This is a genomic window from Micromonospora sp. NPDC049101 (genome assembly GCF_040648675.1).
GTDB lineage: Bacteria > Actinomycetota > Actinomycetes > Mycobacteriales > Micromonosporaceae > Micromonospora.
This window is the reverse complement of sequence record NZ_JBEZED010000022.1, coordinates 103,236-119,400: the sequence shown is the minus strand read 5'-3', so window position 1 is coordinate 119,400 and position 16,165 is coordinate 103,236. Positions and strand designations below refer to the sequence as shown.

Sequence of the window (16,165 nt, the reverse complement as noted above, 5' to 3'; positions counted from 1 at the left end):
GCTCAGGTCCCGGCGACCGTCGCCGGCGTGTCCTCGCCGCGCCCCGGTTCGAGACCGAGCCCGTCGCCTCCGGCGAGCATGTCGTCGCAGACCCGGTGGAAGTGGGTGATCAGGCACTCCCGCTCGTTGAGCACGTTGCGCCGGTACGCGGACGACTGCCGCGTGGCCGTGACGTCGGCCCACTCGTCGACGTCCTCCTGGATGACGCCCTTGAAGATGGTCCAGAACAACGAGACGCTCTCCTGGTACTCCGCGTCGTCGGAGTCGTACTGGAGCTCCCAGGCCTCGAACCGGGTCCGGCCGACGTCGAGCGGGACCGCGCGGAAGATCTGGGTGTGCAGGCGGTTGGCGTTGACCACCACGGTGGGGAAGAGCTGGTAGTTGCAGATCGCCAGGTTGATGTGGTCGAGGGTGCTCTGCAACTCCTCCAGCACCCCCATGAACGGCACCACCATCATCCCGTTGCGCCCGAACACGTCCATCGTGGAGTGGCGGGCGTCCCGGGACTCCTTCGGCGGGACGTTGTGCAGCGCCTGGGCGTGGTAGTACTCGCTGAAGGCGTCGATGCACACCTTCCAGTTGACGTTCACCTCCCACTCCAGCTTCTCGACCAGCTTCATGTCCTGCATGCGGTAGGCGCCGAGGTCGGCGGAGATCTCCGGCCCGATCCAGTCGAGCAGTGGCCCGGCCACGCCTGGCCCGGCCAGCACCGCCCACACCCAGCCACCCCACTCGTCCAGGTCCAGAGCGGGGGAGCAGAGGCCGGCGAGCACCTCCTGGTCGAAGTCGTGCCGGTCGGGGACGCCCGTCACCTTGCCCTCGATGTCGTACGCCCACCGGTGCCAGCGGCAGGTGAAGCGGCGGGCACCGGTGCCGCTCTCCGCGACGATGCGCGCGCCCCGGTGCTGGCAGACGTTGTGGAAGCCGGCCAGGCCGCCGTCCGGTCGGCGGGTGATGACGATGCTCTCACCGTGCCCCTCCCAGACGTGGTGGTCGCCGGGGTTGGGGATCTGTTCCGAACGGCAGATGAGCTGCCAGCTCCGGTTGAGGACGCGTGTCCGTTCCAGCTCGTACCGTTGTGGGTCGCGGTAGACGTTCGCGTCGACCGTCGAGGGCCCGATCGGCGGGACCGCCGGCACGCTCTGCCCGAAGCGCACGGGCAGCTCACCACGGGTGGGATTGAAGACCACTGTCGACCTCCGTTTTCGGCTCGTCCCGTCCTGCCGCGGACACGGGCCTGACGGGGGCGGGAAGCGGGCTCGGACGGGCGGTGCCGAGTTACCGCCTAGCGTCCGAATAATCGACGAGGCGTGGACGCCGGGTCCAGGCAGAACCGACGGCGACTTGCGTAAGCGGCCGATCAGGTGGACTTGGCTCCTCCCATCGGCGCCACGGGCGACGTGCCGGGGGGCGCCGACGGCGGCGGGTACCGGCTCTGACCAGTCATCCCGACCGGGCAGTGACCGCCGGCCATGGGCGCGGTTCGATCCCCGGCCCGTGATCTGCCGCCGGTTCTGCCTGGACCGGGTGGGCCGTCTCTACCAATCATTCGCAGGTGGACACGTGGTTGCGGGTCCCGGCCGACAACCGTCGAGCCGCTGGCGTCCGATCCACCGGCCGCCGCGTCCGGACGCCGCCCGACACGGTCGGCGACAGGGGGGAGATGTCCGGTGAGCGGTGAGGAAAAGCTCCGCGGCTACCTGAAGCGGGTCACCGCCGAGCTGCTGGAGGCCCGGCAGCGACTCGCGAGTGGTGGCGAGCCGATCGCGATCGTCGGCATGGCCTGCCGCTTTCCCGGTGGCGTTCGGTCACCTGAGGATCTGTGGCGGCTGCTGGAGCGCGGCGGCAGCGGCATCGGCAGCCTGCCGGACAACCGGGAGTGGGATCTGGCCGAGTTTGACGCCGGCACCGACGGCGACGCGCCGCCCGCCCCTCGCACCGGTGGTTTCCTGCACGACGCCGCGGACTTCGACGCGGAGCTGTTCGAGATCTCGCCCCGCGAGGCGCTGGCGATGGACCCGCAGCATCGCCTGCTGCTGGAGGTCGCCTGGGAGAGCCTGGAACGGGCGGGCATCCCGGCGGACTCGTTGCGCGGCACGCCCACCGGCGTCTACGTCGGCATGATCCACAACGACTACGGCAGCTGGCTCACCGGATCGGCGCAGGGCACATCGGCGTTCGGTGGCTTCTTTCTCAACGGCAACAGCAGCGCGGTGGCCTCCGGCCGAATCGCGTACGCGCTCGGCCTGCACGGGCCGGCCGTCACCATCGACACCGCGTGCTCCTCGGCGCTGGTGGCGATCCACGACGCCTGTCACGCGCTGCGCCAGGGCGACTGTGCCACGGCCCTGGTCGGCGCGGCGGCGGTGATGACCACACCGAGGCTGCTCGTGGAGTTCAGCCGACAGGGTGGCCTCGCCCCGGACGGGCAGTGCAAGGCCTTCGCCGCCGCCGCGGACGGCACCTCCTTCTCCGAGGGCGTCGCCATGCTCGTGCTGGAACGGCTCTCGGACGCCCAGCGCGCCGGCCACGAGGTGCTGGCCGTGATCCGCGGCTCCGCGCTCAACCAGGACGGCGCGTCCAACGGGCTGACCGCCCCGAACGGCAACGCCCAGCAGCAGGTGATCCGGCAGGCGCTCGCCAACGCCGGGCTCACCCCCGACCAGGTGGACGCCGTGGAGGCGCACGGGACCGGCACCACCCTCGGCGACCCCATCGAGGGCCAGGCGCTGCTCGCCACCTACGGCACCAGACGCGCCGGACGCCACCCCCTGCTGCTCGGCTCGGTCAAGTCGAACCTGGGCCACACCCAGGCCGCCGCCGGCCTGGCGGGCGTGATCAAGATGGTGCTGTCCATGCGGCACGGTGTGCTGCCGGCGAGCCTGCACGTCGACGAGCCCACCCCGCACATCGACTGGTCGGCCGGCCAGGTCCGGCTGCTCACCGAGCCCACCCCCTGGCCCCGGACCGGCGAGCCGCGGCGGGCCGGGATCTCCTCGTTCAGCTTCAGCGGCACCAACGCCCACGTGATCGTCGAGCAGGCCCCGGTCGCGGAGGAGGCCCGCGCCGAGGAGCCGGTGCGGGAGTTGCCCGCCCTGCCCTGGGTGCTGTCGGCGAAGACCGCGCCGGCGCTGCGGGCGCAGGCCGTACGGCTGCTCGCCCACCTGGACGCGGAGCCCGCGGCGTCGGACTCCGACGTCGCCCTGTCGCTGGCCGCGGACCGGGCGGCCCTGCGGCACCGGGCGGTGATCATCGGCCACGACCGGGACAGCCGGCGGGCCGGGCTCGCCGCGCTGGCCGCGAGCGAGCCGGCGGAGAACCTGGTCCAGGGCGTGGCGACCGGCGCTCCCGCCCCGGGCGCCGTGTTCGTCTTTCCCGGGCAGGGCTCGCAGTGGGTCGGGATGGCCCGCGAGCTGATCGACGCGGAGCCGGTGTTCGCCGACCGGGCACAGGAGTGCGTCGCGGCCTTCACCCCGTACCTCGACTGGTCCCTCGCCGACGTGTTGCGCGGCGCCACCCCCGGGACGCGGGGCCTGGACGATGTCGAGGTCGTCCAGACCAGCCTGTTCACCGTGATGGTCTCGCTGGCCGCGCTCTGGGAGGCCCGCGGGGTCCGACCGGTCGCCGTGGTCGGGCACAGCCAGGGCGAGCTCGCCGCCGCCGTGGTGGCGGGCGCGCTGACGTTGCCGGACGCCGCCCGCGCCGTGGCCCTGCGCTGCCGCGCCATCCGCAGCACACTGGCCGGCCACGGTGGCATGGCGTCTGTCGCCCGACCGGTGGCCGAGGTGCAGCGGCTCCTCGACGACGGGCGGCTCTTCGTCGCCGCGGTCAACGGCCCCGGCTCCACTGTGGTCTCCGGCGACCCGGAGGCGCTCACCGCGCTCCTCGACGCCTGCGCGTCCGACGGCGTCCGGGCCCAGCGGGTCCCGGTCGACTACGCCTCGCACTCGCCCCAGGTAGACGCCGTCGAGACCGAACTGCGGGCGGTGTTGGCCGACGTCCGGCCCACCGGCACCCGGGTGCCCTTCTACTCCGCGGTCACCGCCGGCCCGCTCGACGGCGGCGAGTTGACCGGCGACTACTGGTTCGACAACCTGCGTCGTCGGGTGGACTTCGTCGGCGCGGTCGACGCGCTGCTGACCGACGGACACCGCGCCTTCGTCGAGTGCAGCCCGCACCCGGTGCTGACGCACGGGATCGAGGAACTGGCCGAGCACCGGGGCTTCGAGGTGACGGTGACCGGCTCACTGCGCCGCGACGACGGCGGCCCCGCGCGGTTCCTGACCTCCCTGGCCGAGCTGCACGTCCGTGGCGGCCGGGTCGAGTGGCAGGGGCTCTTCACCGGCACCGGCGCCCGGCGGGTGCCGCTGCCCACGTACGCCTTCCAACACCGCCGCTTCTGGCTGGACAAGCCGGCCCGCGCGAAGGGCGACGTCCGCGCCGCCGGCCTGCTGCCGGTGGACCACCCGCTCCTGGGCGCGACTGTCGACCTGGCCGGTGCTGCCGGCGCCGTGCTCACCGGTCGGCTGTCCCCGACCGACCAGAGCTGGGTCACCGACCACGCCGCCGGCGGCACCCTGCTCGTGCCCGGCACGGTCTGCGTGGAACTGGCCGGCCAGGTGGCGGCGCGGGCCGGCCTGGGCAGCGTCGAGGAGCTGACCATCGAGGTGCCGATGGTCATCCCCGACGAGGACGAGCTGGCTCTCCAGGTGACCGCCGGCGACCCGGACGAGACGGGCCGACGGCCGTTCGCCGTGTACTCCCGACCGGCCGGCACGGCGGCCGACGCGTCGTGGGTCCGACACGCCGGTGGCATCGTGCGCGCCGACCTGCCCGAGCCGGACCCGGCGGCCTGGTCCGCCCTCCGCGGCGCCTGGCCGCCGGTCGGCGCCGACCCGGTCGACGTGACCGGGGTGTACGACCGGCTCGCGACCCTCGGCTACCAGTACGGCCCCGCCTTCCAGGGCCTGCGCGGGGTGTGGCGGCGCGGCGCGGAGCTCTTCGCCGAGGTGGCGCTGCCCGACGGCGTACCGGCCGCGGGTTTCGGCCTGCACCCGGCGCTGTTCGACGCGGCGATGCACGCCGTTCTGGTCGACCGCGCGGACGGCGCGACCGGCGCGGGGTCGCTGAGCCTGCCGTTCGCCTGGCACGACGTGGTGGTCCACCGGGGCGGCGCGGAGGCCCTGCGGGTCCGGCTCGCCTACCGGGGTGCGGACGACGTCACCATGGCGGCGGTGGACCCGGGCGGCGCGCCGGTGGTCTCCGTCGGTCTGCTGACCACCCGCCCGGTGACACTGGAACAACTGCGGGCGGCCCGGGGGGCCCTGCGCGACGCCTGGTTCCGCCTGGACTGGACGCCCGTCGCGCCCACCGTGGAGGCGGCCGGGCCACCGCAGTTCGCGCTGCTCGGCGACGTCCCGGGCGTCGCGACCGCGAAACGGTACGCCGACCTCACGGCGCTGAGCGCGGCTCTGGACGCGGGCGGGCCCGCGCCGGACGTGGTCGTCGCCGGCGTCGCACCGGCCGACCAGGGGTCCTCGCCGGCCGAGGCGGTGCGCGCGGCACTCGACGGCACGCTGGCGCTGCTGCGGGCCTGGCTCGCCGACGACCGGTTGCAGGCGACCCGACTGGCCCTCGTCACCCGGGGCGCGGTGGCCGTGGACGGCGACGAGACACCACGACTGGACGGCGCGGCGGTGTGGGGGCTGGTGCGCTCGGCGCAGTCCGAGCACCCCGGACGCTTCCTGCTCGTCGACATCGACGGCACCCCGGCCTCCGGCGCGGTCGTGCCCGACGTGCTCGCCGGTGCCGAACCGCAGTGCGTGCTGCGGGCCGGGTCGGTGCGGGTCGCCCGCCTGGTCCGGGCCGCCACCCCCAGCACCGAGCCGGGGCCGGTCGCCGACGGCACGGTCCTCGTCACCGGCGGCCTGGGCACGGTGGGTGCGACGGTGGCCCGGCACCTGGTGACCCAGCGGGGCGCCCGGCACCTGCTCCTGATGGGACGCCGGGGCGCCGACACCCCCGGGGCGGATCAGCTCGTCGAGGAGTTGACCGCGCTCGGCGCGGCCGTCACGGTGGCCCGCTGCGACGTGGCGGACCGCGCCGCCGTCGCCGAGTTGCTGGCCGCGATCCCGGCGGAGCACCCACTGACCACCATCGTGCACACCGCCGGCCTGGTCGACGACGGTCTGGTCGACGCCCTGACCCCGGACCGGTTGGACCGGGTGCTGCGGCCCAAGGTCGACGGTGCCCTCAACCTGCACGAGCTGACCCGGGGCGACAACCTCGACGAGTTCATCCTCTTCTCCTCCCTCGCCGGGGTGCTCGGTGGCGCGGGCCAGGCCAACTACGCCGCGGCGAACGCCTTCCTGGACGCCCTCGCACAGCACCGCCGTCACCTCGGGCTCCCCGGCCTGTCGTTGGCCTGGGGGCACTGGGCCCAGACCAGTGGGCTCACCGGCGACCTGGCGGAGAAGGACCTGCGCCGGCTCGCCGCGGCCGGGATCGTGCCGATGCCGTCGGAGGAGGCGCTGGCCCTGCTCGACGCCGGTCGGGCGTCCGACGGGTCCGCCGTGGTCGCCGCGCGGCTGGACCTGTCCGCGCTGCGTACGGCGGCCGGCGCCGGCCCGCTGCCGCCGGTGCTGACCTCGCTGGTGCGCGTACCGGCCGTCTCGTCCGGGCCGGACGGCGCGGCGGACGCCTCGGTCGGGGACGCCGCGACGTGGCGGCGGGACCTGGCGGGGCTGCCGGCGGACGACCAACTCGTCCGGCTGACCGACCTGGTTCGCTCCCGGGTCGCCACGGTCCTCGGGCACCCGCCCGCCGCCGGCGCGTCGATCGACGCGGATCGCCCCTTCAAGGAGCTCGGGTTCGACTCGCTGACCGCCGTGGAACTGCGCAACCGGCTCGGCGCGGCCACCGGGCTGCGGCTGCCCGCGACGCTGGTCTTCGACCACCCCACCCCGTCCGCGCTCGCGGAGTTCCTCCGCACCGAACTCGTCGGCGACGAGGCCACGGGGGCCGACCCGGTGACCGCCGCCGTGGAGCACCTGCGTGCCGTGGTCGCCGCGCAGCCACCGGACGACTCGGCTCGGGCCGGGCTCACCGCCCGCCTGCGGGAGCTGATGCGCGAGCTCGACGTCCGCCCGCAGGAGCCGGCGGTGCAGGTGGAGTCCGCCACGGCCGACGAACTCTTCGACCTCCTGGACGAGCAGCTCGAAACCTTCTGAGCGAGCCGACCGCCAGCCGTCACCCGACACATCCATGGGGGTACCAGTAGTGGGCAACACTTCCGATTCGTTGGTCGAGGCGCTGCGGGCGTCTCTGCTCGAGAACGAGCGGCTGCGCCGACAGACCCAGGAGCTGGCGGACGCTGCCCGTGAGCCCCTGGCCGTCGTGGGGATGGCCTGCCGGCTGCCCGGCGGTGTGAGCACTCCCGAGGAGCTGTGGCGACTCGTCACCGACGGTGAGGACGCGGTCGGGCCGTTCCCCGTCGACCGGGGATGGGACGTCGACGCGATCTACGACCCGGAGCCGGGACGGCCACGCCGCTCCTACGTGCGCGAGGGCGGGTTCCTGCACGACGCCGCCGAATTCGACGCGGCCTTCTTCGGCATCTCCCCGCGCGAGGCGCTGACCATGGACCCACAGCAGCGGCTGCTGCTGGAGTGCTCCTGGGAGGCGCTGGAGCGCGCCGGGATCGACCCGAAGTCCCTGGCGGGCAGCCGGACCGGCGTGTTCGTCGGGCTGATGTACCACGACTACCTGGGCAACACCAGCTCCGGCAGCGTCGCCTCGGGCCGGATCTCGTACACCCTGGGCCTGGAGGGCCCGGCGATGACCGTCGACACCGCGTGCTCGTCCTCGCTTGTCGCGCTGCACGCGGCGGGGACCGCGCTGCGCCAGGGCGAGTGTTCGCTGGCCCTGGTCGGTGGCGCGACGGTGATGGCCACCCCGCAGGTCTTCGTCGAGACCTCGCAGCAGCGGATGCTGGCACCCGACGGTCGCTGCAAGTCGTACGCGGCGGGGGCCGACGGGGTCGGCTGGGCCGAGGGCGCCGGGGTGGTGGTGCTGGAACGACTCTCCGAGGCGCGGCGGCTGGGCCACCGGGTGCTGGGGGTGGTCCGTGGGTCGGCGATCAACCAGGACGGGGCGAGTAGCGGGCTGACCGCCCCGAACGGCCCGTCGCAGCAGCGACTCATCCGGCAGGCGCTGGCCAACGCGGGCCTCACGACTGCCGACGTGGACGTGGTGGAGGGGCATGGCACCGGCACCACCCTCGGCGACCCCATCGAGGCACAGGCGCTGCTCGCCACGTACGGCGCGGACCGGCCGCTCGGCCGGCCGCTGCTGCTGGGTGCGCTCAAGTCCAACATCGGGCACGCCCAGGCCGCGGCGGGCGTCGCCGGTCTGATCAAGATGGTGCTGGCCCTGCGCCACAGCGCCGTGCCGAGCACCCTGCACCTGGACGCCCCCAGTCCGCAGGTCGACTGGACGGCGGGCGCCGTCGAGCTGGTGACCAAGACCCGGCCGTGGCCGGACACCGACCGCCCGCGCCGGGCGGCGGTCTCCTCGTTCGGGCTGAGCGGCACCAACGCCCACGTCATCCTCGAAGAGGCGCCCGAGCCGCCGGCCGTCGAGCAGCCGCCGGCCGCCCCGGAGGTGGCGATGCCGTGGGTGGTCTCCGCCCGGTCGGCCGTCGCGCTGCGCGCCCAGGCCGCGCGGTTGCTCGCGTACGTGCAGGCGGAGCCGGACCTACGCCCCGCGGACCTGGCCCGCGCGCTGGCCGCCCGCACTCCCTTCGAACACCGCGCGGTGCTCGTCGGCCGCCACCGGGACGACCTGGTCGCCGGGTTGCAGGCGGTGGCCCGCGGGGTCGACGCGGCGGGCGTGGCCCGGGGCACCGGCCGGGCCGGTCGCCGGGTGGTCCTGGTCTTCCCCGGCCACGGGTCACAGTGGGTACGGATGGCCACCGACCTGCTGGACACCGAGCCGGTCTTCGCGCGGGAGATGGCCGCCTGTGACGCGGCCCTCCGGGAGCACCTGGACTGGTCGGTGGTCGACGTGCTGCGGGCGACGCCCGGCGCCCCGGAGCTGGACGGCGTCGCGGTCGTCCAGCCGGCGCTCTTCGCCGTGATGGTGTCGCTCGCCGCCCTGTGGCGCTCCTACGGCGTGGAGCCCGACGCCGTGCTGGGGCACAGCCAGGGCGAGATCGCCGCGGCCCACGTGGCCGGCGCGCTCAGCCTCGCCGACGCGGCCCGGGTGGCGGCGCTGCGCAGCCGGGCCATCGCCCAGGTGATGGAGGGCCGGGGCGGGATGGCCGTGGTCTCCGCCACCGAGGAGACCGTCACGGAGCTACTCGACCGCTGGTCCGGGCGACTCGTGGTGGCCTCCGTGAACGGGCCGTCGTCCATCCTGGTCTCCGGCGACGCCGACGCGATCGATGAGCTGGTCGCCGCGGGCGAGGCCGGCGGGCCGCGGGTCCGCCGCGTCGCCGCCGGGTACGCGCCGCACTCGCCGCACGTGGACGGCATCCGGGACACCCTGCTGGCCGACCTGGCCGAGGTGCGCCCCACTCGGGCGACGGTGCCGTTCTTCTCGCCGGTCACCGGCGAGTGGCTGGACACCACCGAGATGGACGCCGAGTACTGGTTCCGGGTGCTGCGCGGCCCGCTCCAGCTCGCGTCGGCCGCCACCGCCCTGCGCCAGCAGGGCTTCGACACGTTCATCGAGGTCAGCCCGCACCCGGTGCTCGCGTCCGGGGTGCAGGAGACGTTGGAGGCCGTCGGCGACCCGTTCGCCACGCTCGGCACGCTGCGGCGCGGTCAGGGCGACCGCGACCGGTTGCTGACGTCACTGGGGGAGGCGTTCGTCGCGGGCGTCCGGCTGGACTGGGACGCCGTCCTGCCCGCCGGCGACGGCACGGCCGTCGAGCTGCCCACGTACGCCTTCCAGCGGCAGCGGTTCTGGATCGACACCGTCGCGCCGGGCGTCGCCGCCGACGGGGAGGACCCGTTCGCCGGTCTGCCGGCGGAGGACGAGACCGTCGACGACACCCGCGAGCTGTTGCTCACCGGCAACGAGCAGACCCGGCGTACGGCCGCCGGCGGCCTGGTCGCCGGGGTGGTGGCCAGCGTGCTCGGCTACCGCCAGCCGGAGGAGATCGCACCGGACGCCGACTTCCTCGACCTCGGGTTCGACTCGCTGACCGCCCTGGAGGTCCGCAACCGGCTCAACCGGGCCACCGGGCTCACCCTGCCGGTGAGCATGGTCTTCGACCACGCGACGCCGACCGCGCTCGCCGACTTCGTCCTCGCGCAACTCGCCGCGTCCGACGGCGGTGACGACGACGGCGTCGAGCTGCTGCGCATCGCGCGCCGACGGCGGGCGGTGGCGACCCCGGACGAGCAGATCCCGCTCTCCTTCGCCCAGCAGCGGCTCTGGACCCTCGACCAGCTCGTGCCGGACAGCTACGCGTACAACGCCGCGTTCTCGCTGGCGCTGGACGGCCCGGTGCGGCCGGACGCCGTCGAGCACGCGGTCAACGAGCTCGTCCGGCGGCACGAGGTGCTGCGGACCACGTTCCCGAGCCGCGACGGCCAGGCCTGGCAGCGCATCGCACCCCACCTCACCGTGCCGGTGCCGGTGGTCGACCTCGCCGACCTGCCCGACGGCGAGCGGGAGGCCGAGTGCGAGCGGTTGGTCACGGTGGAGTCGCGCCGGACGTTCGACCTGGCCGAGGGGCCGCTGCTGCGGGTCGTCCTGTACCGCCTCGGCCCGACCGAGCACCGGATGCTCGTCACCGTGCACCACATCGTGGTGGACGTGTGGTCCGGCGGCATCTTCGCCCGGGAGTTGGCGGTCGCCTACGAGGCGTTCGTCGAGGGCCGTCGCCCGGAGCTGCCGGAGCTGCCCGTGCAGTACGCCGACTACGCGATCTGGGAGCGGCAGCGGCTCGGCGAGGACCGGCTCGCCGCCAGGCTGGCGCAGTGGCGCGAGCTGCTCGGCGGGTCGACCGGCGTGGAGCTGCTGACGGACCGGCCCCGACCGGCGGTGCAGAAGTTCAGCGGCGGCAGCCTCAGCTTCGACCTGGACACCGCCACCTCGGCGGCGTTGCGCGGATTCAGCGCGGAGCACGGTGTCACGCTGTTCACCACGCTGCTGACCGCGCTGAAGGTGGCGCTCTACCGGTACGCGGGCGACATGCAGGGCACCGGCGACGTGATCATCGGTACCGCGATGGCCAACCGGCAGCACGACGCCGTGCAACACCTGGTCGGCTTCTTCGTCAACACGGTGGTGCTCAAGACCGCGCTGGGTGACGATCCGACAGTCGCGCAACTGCTCGACCGGGTCGGGCAGGCGGTCAAGCGGGCCTACGACGAGCAGGACCTGCCGTTCGAGGCGCTGCTCGCCGAGCTGGCCCCCGACCGGGGCGCCACGACCAACCCGCTGTTCCAGGTCGTCTTCGACATGAAGCGCTACAGCGGCGACTCCCGGCCCGGTGCCGCGACCGTGGACGTGGCCGAGGTGCACACCGACACCAGCAAGTTCGACATCGAGATCTCGGTGACCGAGCAGGCCGAGACCCTGCTGGTGGACGTGGAGTACAACAGCGAGATCTTCGACCACGCCACCGTGGAGCGTCTGCTCGACGTCTACCGGACGCTGCTCGGGGCGTTCGCCGGCCCGCTCGACCGGCGGGTCTCGCAGCTGCCGGTGCTGCCGCCGGCGATGGCGCACCAGCTCCTGGTGGAGTGGAACGACACGGACGTGCCGTACCCGCTCACTCGTTGCCTGCACACGCTGATCGAGGATGCCACCGACCGGTGGCCGGACGTGGTCGCGGTGACCTTCGAGGGGGTGGAGGTCACCTACCGCGAGCTGGACCGCCGGGCGAACCGGGTGGCGCACCGGCTGCGCCGGATGGGCGTGGGGCCGGACCAGCCCGTCGGCATCTGCGTCGAACGCTCGGTGGAGATGGTCGTCGGTCTGCTGGGCATCCTCAAGGCCGGCGGCGCGTACGTCCCGATCGATCCGACGTACCCGCCGCAGCGGGTGGCGTTCATGCTCGCCGACGCGGAGCCGAGCCTGCTGCTGGTGCAGGAGCGGCTGGTGGAGCGCCTGCCCGAGCACGGCGCGGTGACCCTGCCGCTGGACCGGCCGGGAGAGTTCGACGACGAGCCGGACACCCGTCCGGACAACGTCGCCGGCATGGACGACCTGGCCTACATGATCTACACCTCCGGGTCGACCGGCCAGCCGAAGGCCGCCATGATCACGCACCGGGGCGTGGTGAACCGGCTGCTGTGGATGCAGGACGCGTTCGGTCTCACCCTCGACGACCGGGTCCTGCAGAAGACCCCGTTCAGCTTCGACGTCTCGGTGTGGGAGTTCTTCTGGCCGCTGCTGACCGGCGCCCGGATGGTGGTGGCTCGACCCGAGGGGCACAAGGACCCCGAGTACCTGAGCAACCTGATCCAGGAACACGGGATCACGACCCTGCACTTCGTGCCGTCGATGCTCCGGGTGTTCCTGCAACACCCCGGTATCGAGCGGTGTACGTCCGTGGTGCGGGTGATGGCCAGCGGCGAGGCGCTGCCCCCGACGTCCATCCGCGCGCTCTACGAGCGCTGGCCGGGCGCGACCATCCACAACCTGTGGGGCGCCACCGAATGCTCGGTGGACAGCACCTGCTGGGAGTGCCCCCGCGACCCGGGTGTGGTGTCGCTCGGGCCGCCGATCGCCAACACCCAGACCTACGTCCTCGACCGACACCTCAACCCGGTGCCGATCGGTACGCCCGGCGAGGCGTACATCGGTGGCATCGGCGTGGCCCGGGGCTACTACCGCCGCCCGGAACTGACCGAGCAGCGGTTCCTGCCGGACCCGTTCCGCCCGGACCTGGGCACCACCCTCTACAAGACCGGCGACCTGGCCCGGTTCCTGCCCGACGGCACGATGGTGTTCCTGGGCCGCACGGACTTCCAGGTCAAGGTGCGCGGGATGCGGATCGAGCTGGAGGAGATCGAGACGGCGATGGCCGGGCACCCGGCCGTCGACGAGGTGGTGGTCCTGGCCCGGGAGTTGCCGCACGACGCCGAGGACAAGCAGCTCGTGGCGTACGTCATCCCCGCCGAGGACGCCACCGCCCCGGAGGCGTCCGCCGAGGACCGGGTGGCGCAGTGGCAGAACCTGTTCGACCAGAGCTACGGGCGCGACACCGACGTCACCGAGACCGACTTCAACATCATCGGCTGGAACAGCAGCTACACCGACGAGCCGATCCCTGAAGCGGAGATGCGGATCTGGCTGGACTCCACGGTGGAGCGCATCCTCGCCCTGATGCCGCGCCGGGTGCTGGAGGTCGGCTGCGGCACGGGCATGCTGCTGGCCCGGATCGCACCGCACGCCGAGGCGTACCGGGGCACCGACATCTCGGGCACCGTGCTCGACTACGTCCGGGAGAACCTGCTGCCCGGGCTGCCCGACGGGGTCGACATCGAGCTCTTCCAACGCGATGCCAACGACTTCACCGGCCTGGCCGACGAGCGGTTCGACGCGGTCGTGGTCAACTCGGTGGCACAGTACTTCCCCGACCCCTCCTACCTGCGTGCGGTGATCGCTCAGGTGGTGGCCCAGGTTCGCCCGGGTGGGGCGGTCTTCCTGGGTGACCTGAGGCACCTGCCGACCCTGGACGCCTTCCACGTCGAGGTCGAGGTGGCCCGCGCCGAGCCCGGTCTGACCCTCGGACGACTCCGCGGCCGGGTGCAGCAGCGCACCCAGCACGAGCGGGAGCTCGTCGTGGCACCGGAGTTCTTCACCGCGTTGCGCGAGGAGGTGCCCGGCATCGCACGGGTCGAGCTGATGCTCAAGCGCGGCGAGCACCACAACGAGCTCACCCGATACCGCTACGACGTGATCCTGCACATCGGGGAGCCGGTCACGCCGTCGGCCGAGCCGATCCGTACACCGTGGACGTCGGTGGCGGAGGTCCGCCGCCTGCTCACCGAGGACCGGCCCGAGGCGCTGCGGGTGGACGACGTCCCGAACGCCCGGCTGGCCGGCATCAACGGCTTCCGCAGGGCCGCCCGGGACGCCGCCGACGACCGGCTGGTGTCCGACCTGCGCTACGAGCCGGCCGACGGGGTGGAGCCCGAGACGTGGTGGGCGCTCGCCGATGAGTTGGGTTACGTTGTCGACGTGGCGTGGGTCGGTGGTGCCGACGACGGCCGCTACCGGGTGACGTTCCGGCGGCCCGGGTCGGCGTACGTCGCCGACTGGGCCGACCCGGTGTTGCCCGGCCGCACCTCGCGGCACTACACCAACAATCCCCGCCTGCTCGAGTTGAGCCGGTGGTTGAGCACCGACATCCCGCGCTTCGTCCGGGACAGCCTGCCCGACTACATGCTGCCCTCGGCCGTCGTCGCCATCGCGGAGTTCCCGACCGACGCCAACGGCAAGCTCGACCGGCGGGCCCTGCCGATGCCGGTGCGGGCGCTGCACGCCACCGGTGAGGTGGTCACCCCACGTACCGAGGTGGAGCAGCAACTCGCGGCGATCTGGCGGGACGTGCTCGGCCTGGAGGAGGTGAGCGTCGACAGTGGATTCTTCGCCCTCGGCGGGGACTCCCTGCTCGGCATCCAGATGGTCAGCCGGGCCAACGCCCGGGGCATGGCGCTGAACCCGCAGGACGTGTTCCAGAGCCCGACCATCGCGGAGCTGGCCGAACTCGTCGGCGCCCGGGGGGCGGTGCAGACGGAGAAGGTCGCCGAGCGCGACCCGGCCCTGTTGGAGTGGGCCCGGGCGCACTTCTCCGACGCGGAGGACGCCTTCCCGACCACGGGCACCCAGCAGCGCATGCTGGAGACCGCGCTGCGCAACCCGGGCCTGGGGATAAACGTCACCCACCAGCGGTTCCGGTTCACCAACGGGGGCCTCGACCCGGACGCGCTGGAGCGGGCCTGGCAGCACACCATCGACCGCTTCCAGTCGATGCGGGCCAGCTACGAGCGCGACGACACCGGCCGCTGGATCCAGGTCGTCCACCGCGACGTCCGACTGCCGATCGAGCGGTTCGACCTGCGCGGGGTCTCCGAGACCGAGCAGCACCGGCGGATCGAGACGTACGTCGAGGCGCAGCGACGGCGCGGGTTCGACGGGACGCCGCCGCAGATGCGGCTGGCGCTCTTCCGCCTGGAGCACGACACCTGGGAGCACATCCACATGTTCAGCCTCCCGGGGCAGGACGGCTGGAGTTACCAGATCATGGTGGTCAACCTGCTGGAGACGTACGGCGCGATCCTGGCGGGTCGCGAGCCGGCGGCGTGGCCCGTGTCCCGGGTGTACGGCGACTTCTGCACCGAGCAGGCGCAGCGGGACACGACGTCGGTCGAGGAGTTCTGGCGACGGGAACTCGCGGACGTGGCGTTCCCGCTGGCACCCATCACCCTGCCCCCGGCGCAGCGGAGCACCGAGCTGGTGCCGACGCTGTTGCAGGAGACGGTGCAGGTCAGCCAGGAGGTGTCGATCCGGCTCAGCGGGCTGGCCGCCGAGTCCGGGATCAGCCTCAACACGGTGCTGCACGGCGCCTGGACACTCATGCTCAGCGCGATCAGCGCGTCGCCGGACGTGGTCTGCGGGGCTGTCTACTCCGGCCGCAGCACCACCTCGGTCGACGTCGACCAGGCGGTCGGTCTGCTGTTCAACGTGCTGCCGGTGCGGGCTCGGGTGGAGCGGTCGACGCCGCTGCTGGCCTGGCTCAACGAACTGCACCAGCGGATCTCGACGCTCAACCAACACGAGTACGTGACGCCGGCCGCCCTGTACGAGATCACCGGCGTTCCCGTCGAGCAGCCGATCTTCGAGAGCTATTTCGTCAGCGAGACCCTGCCGGGCTTCGGCACCAACCTGGGTCAGTTCATGTCCCTCCTGGGTGCCGCGCCGGTGCAGGTTCTCGCCCAGACCGAGCACCCGCTGCGGGTCGAGGCGGCGGTGGCGTACGACAACATCTTCATCTCGATCAACCACCGGTCGGGCCTCTTCCCGGCCGGCGCGGTCGCCCGCTGGAGCCGAGCCTTCGAGGGGCTCCTGGCGTCCATCGCCGCAGATCCGGAACGTCCCCTGGGCGACATCCTCCCCGACCTCGCCGACCCGCAGGAGTAGA

3 protein-coding genes and 1 pseudogene are annotated in these 16,165 nt (G+C 73.2%); 3 read left to right on the top strand and 1 reads right to left on the bottom strand.

The window, feature by feature from the left end:
- Positions 1–2: 2 nt before the first annotated feature.
- Complete coding sequence (locus tag AB0B57_RS26455; RefSeq protein ID WP_357075209.1) at positions 3–1,190, bottom strand: SRPBCC family protein; 1,188 nt, start codon at positions 1,188–1,190, stop codon at positions 3–5.
- A gap of 480 nt (positions 1,191–1,670) precedes the next feature.
- On the opposite strand from AB0B57_RS26455, the gene AB0B57_RS26450 reads away from it, so the two are divergent.
- From AB0B57_RS26450 to AB0B57_RS26440, 3 genes and pseudogenes are all read left to right on the top strand, one after another.
- Complete coding sequence (locus AB0B57_RS26450; protein ID WP_357075206.1) at positions 1,671–7,229, top strand: type I polyketide synthase; 5,559 nt, start codon at positions 1,671–1,673, stop codon at positions 7,227–7,229.
- 34 nt (positions 7,230–7,263) lie between these two features.
- A pseudogene (locus AB0B57_RS26445) lies at positions 7,264–9,972 on the top strand (type I polyketide synthase); the annotation flags it as partial.
- Positions 9,973–10,122: 150 nt separating this feature from the next.
- Positions 10,123–16,164, top strand: a complete 6,042-nt coding sequence (locus tag AB0B57_RS26440; RefSeq protein ID WP_357075256.1) for an amino acid adenylation domain-containing protein — start codon at positions 10,123–10,125, stop codon at positions 16,162–16,164.
- Position 16,165 lies beyond the last annotated feature (1 nt).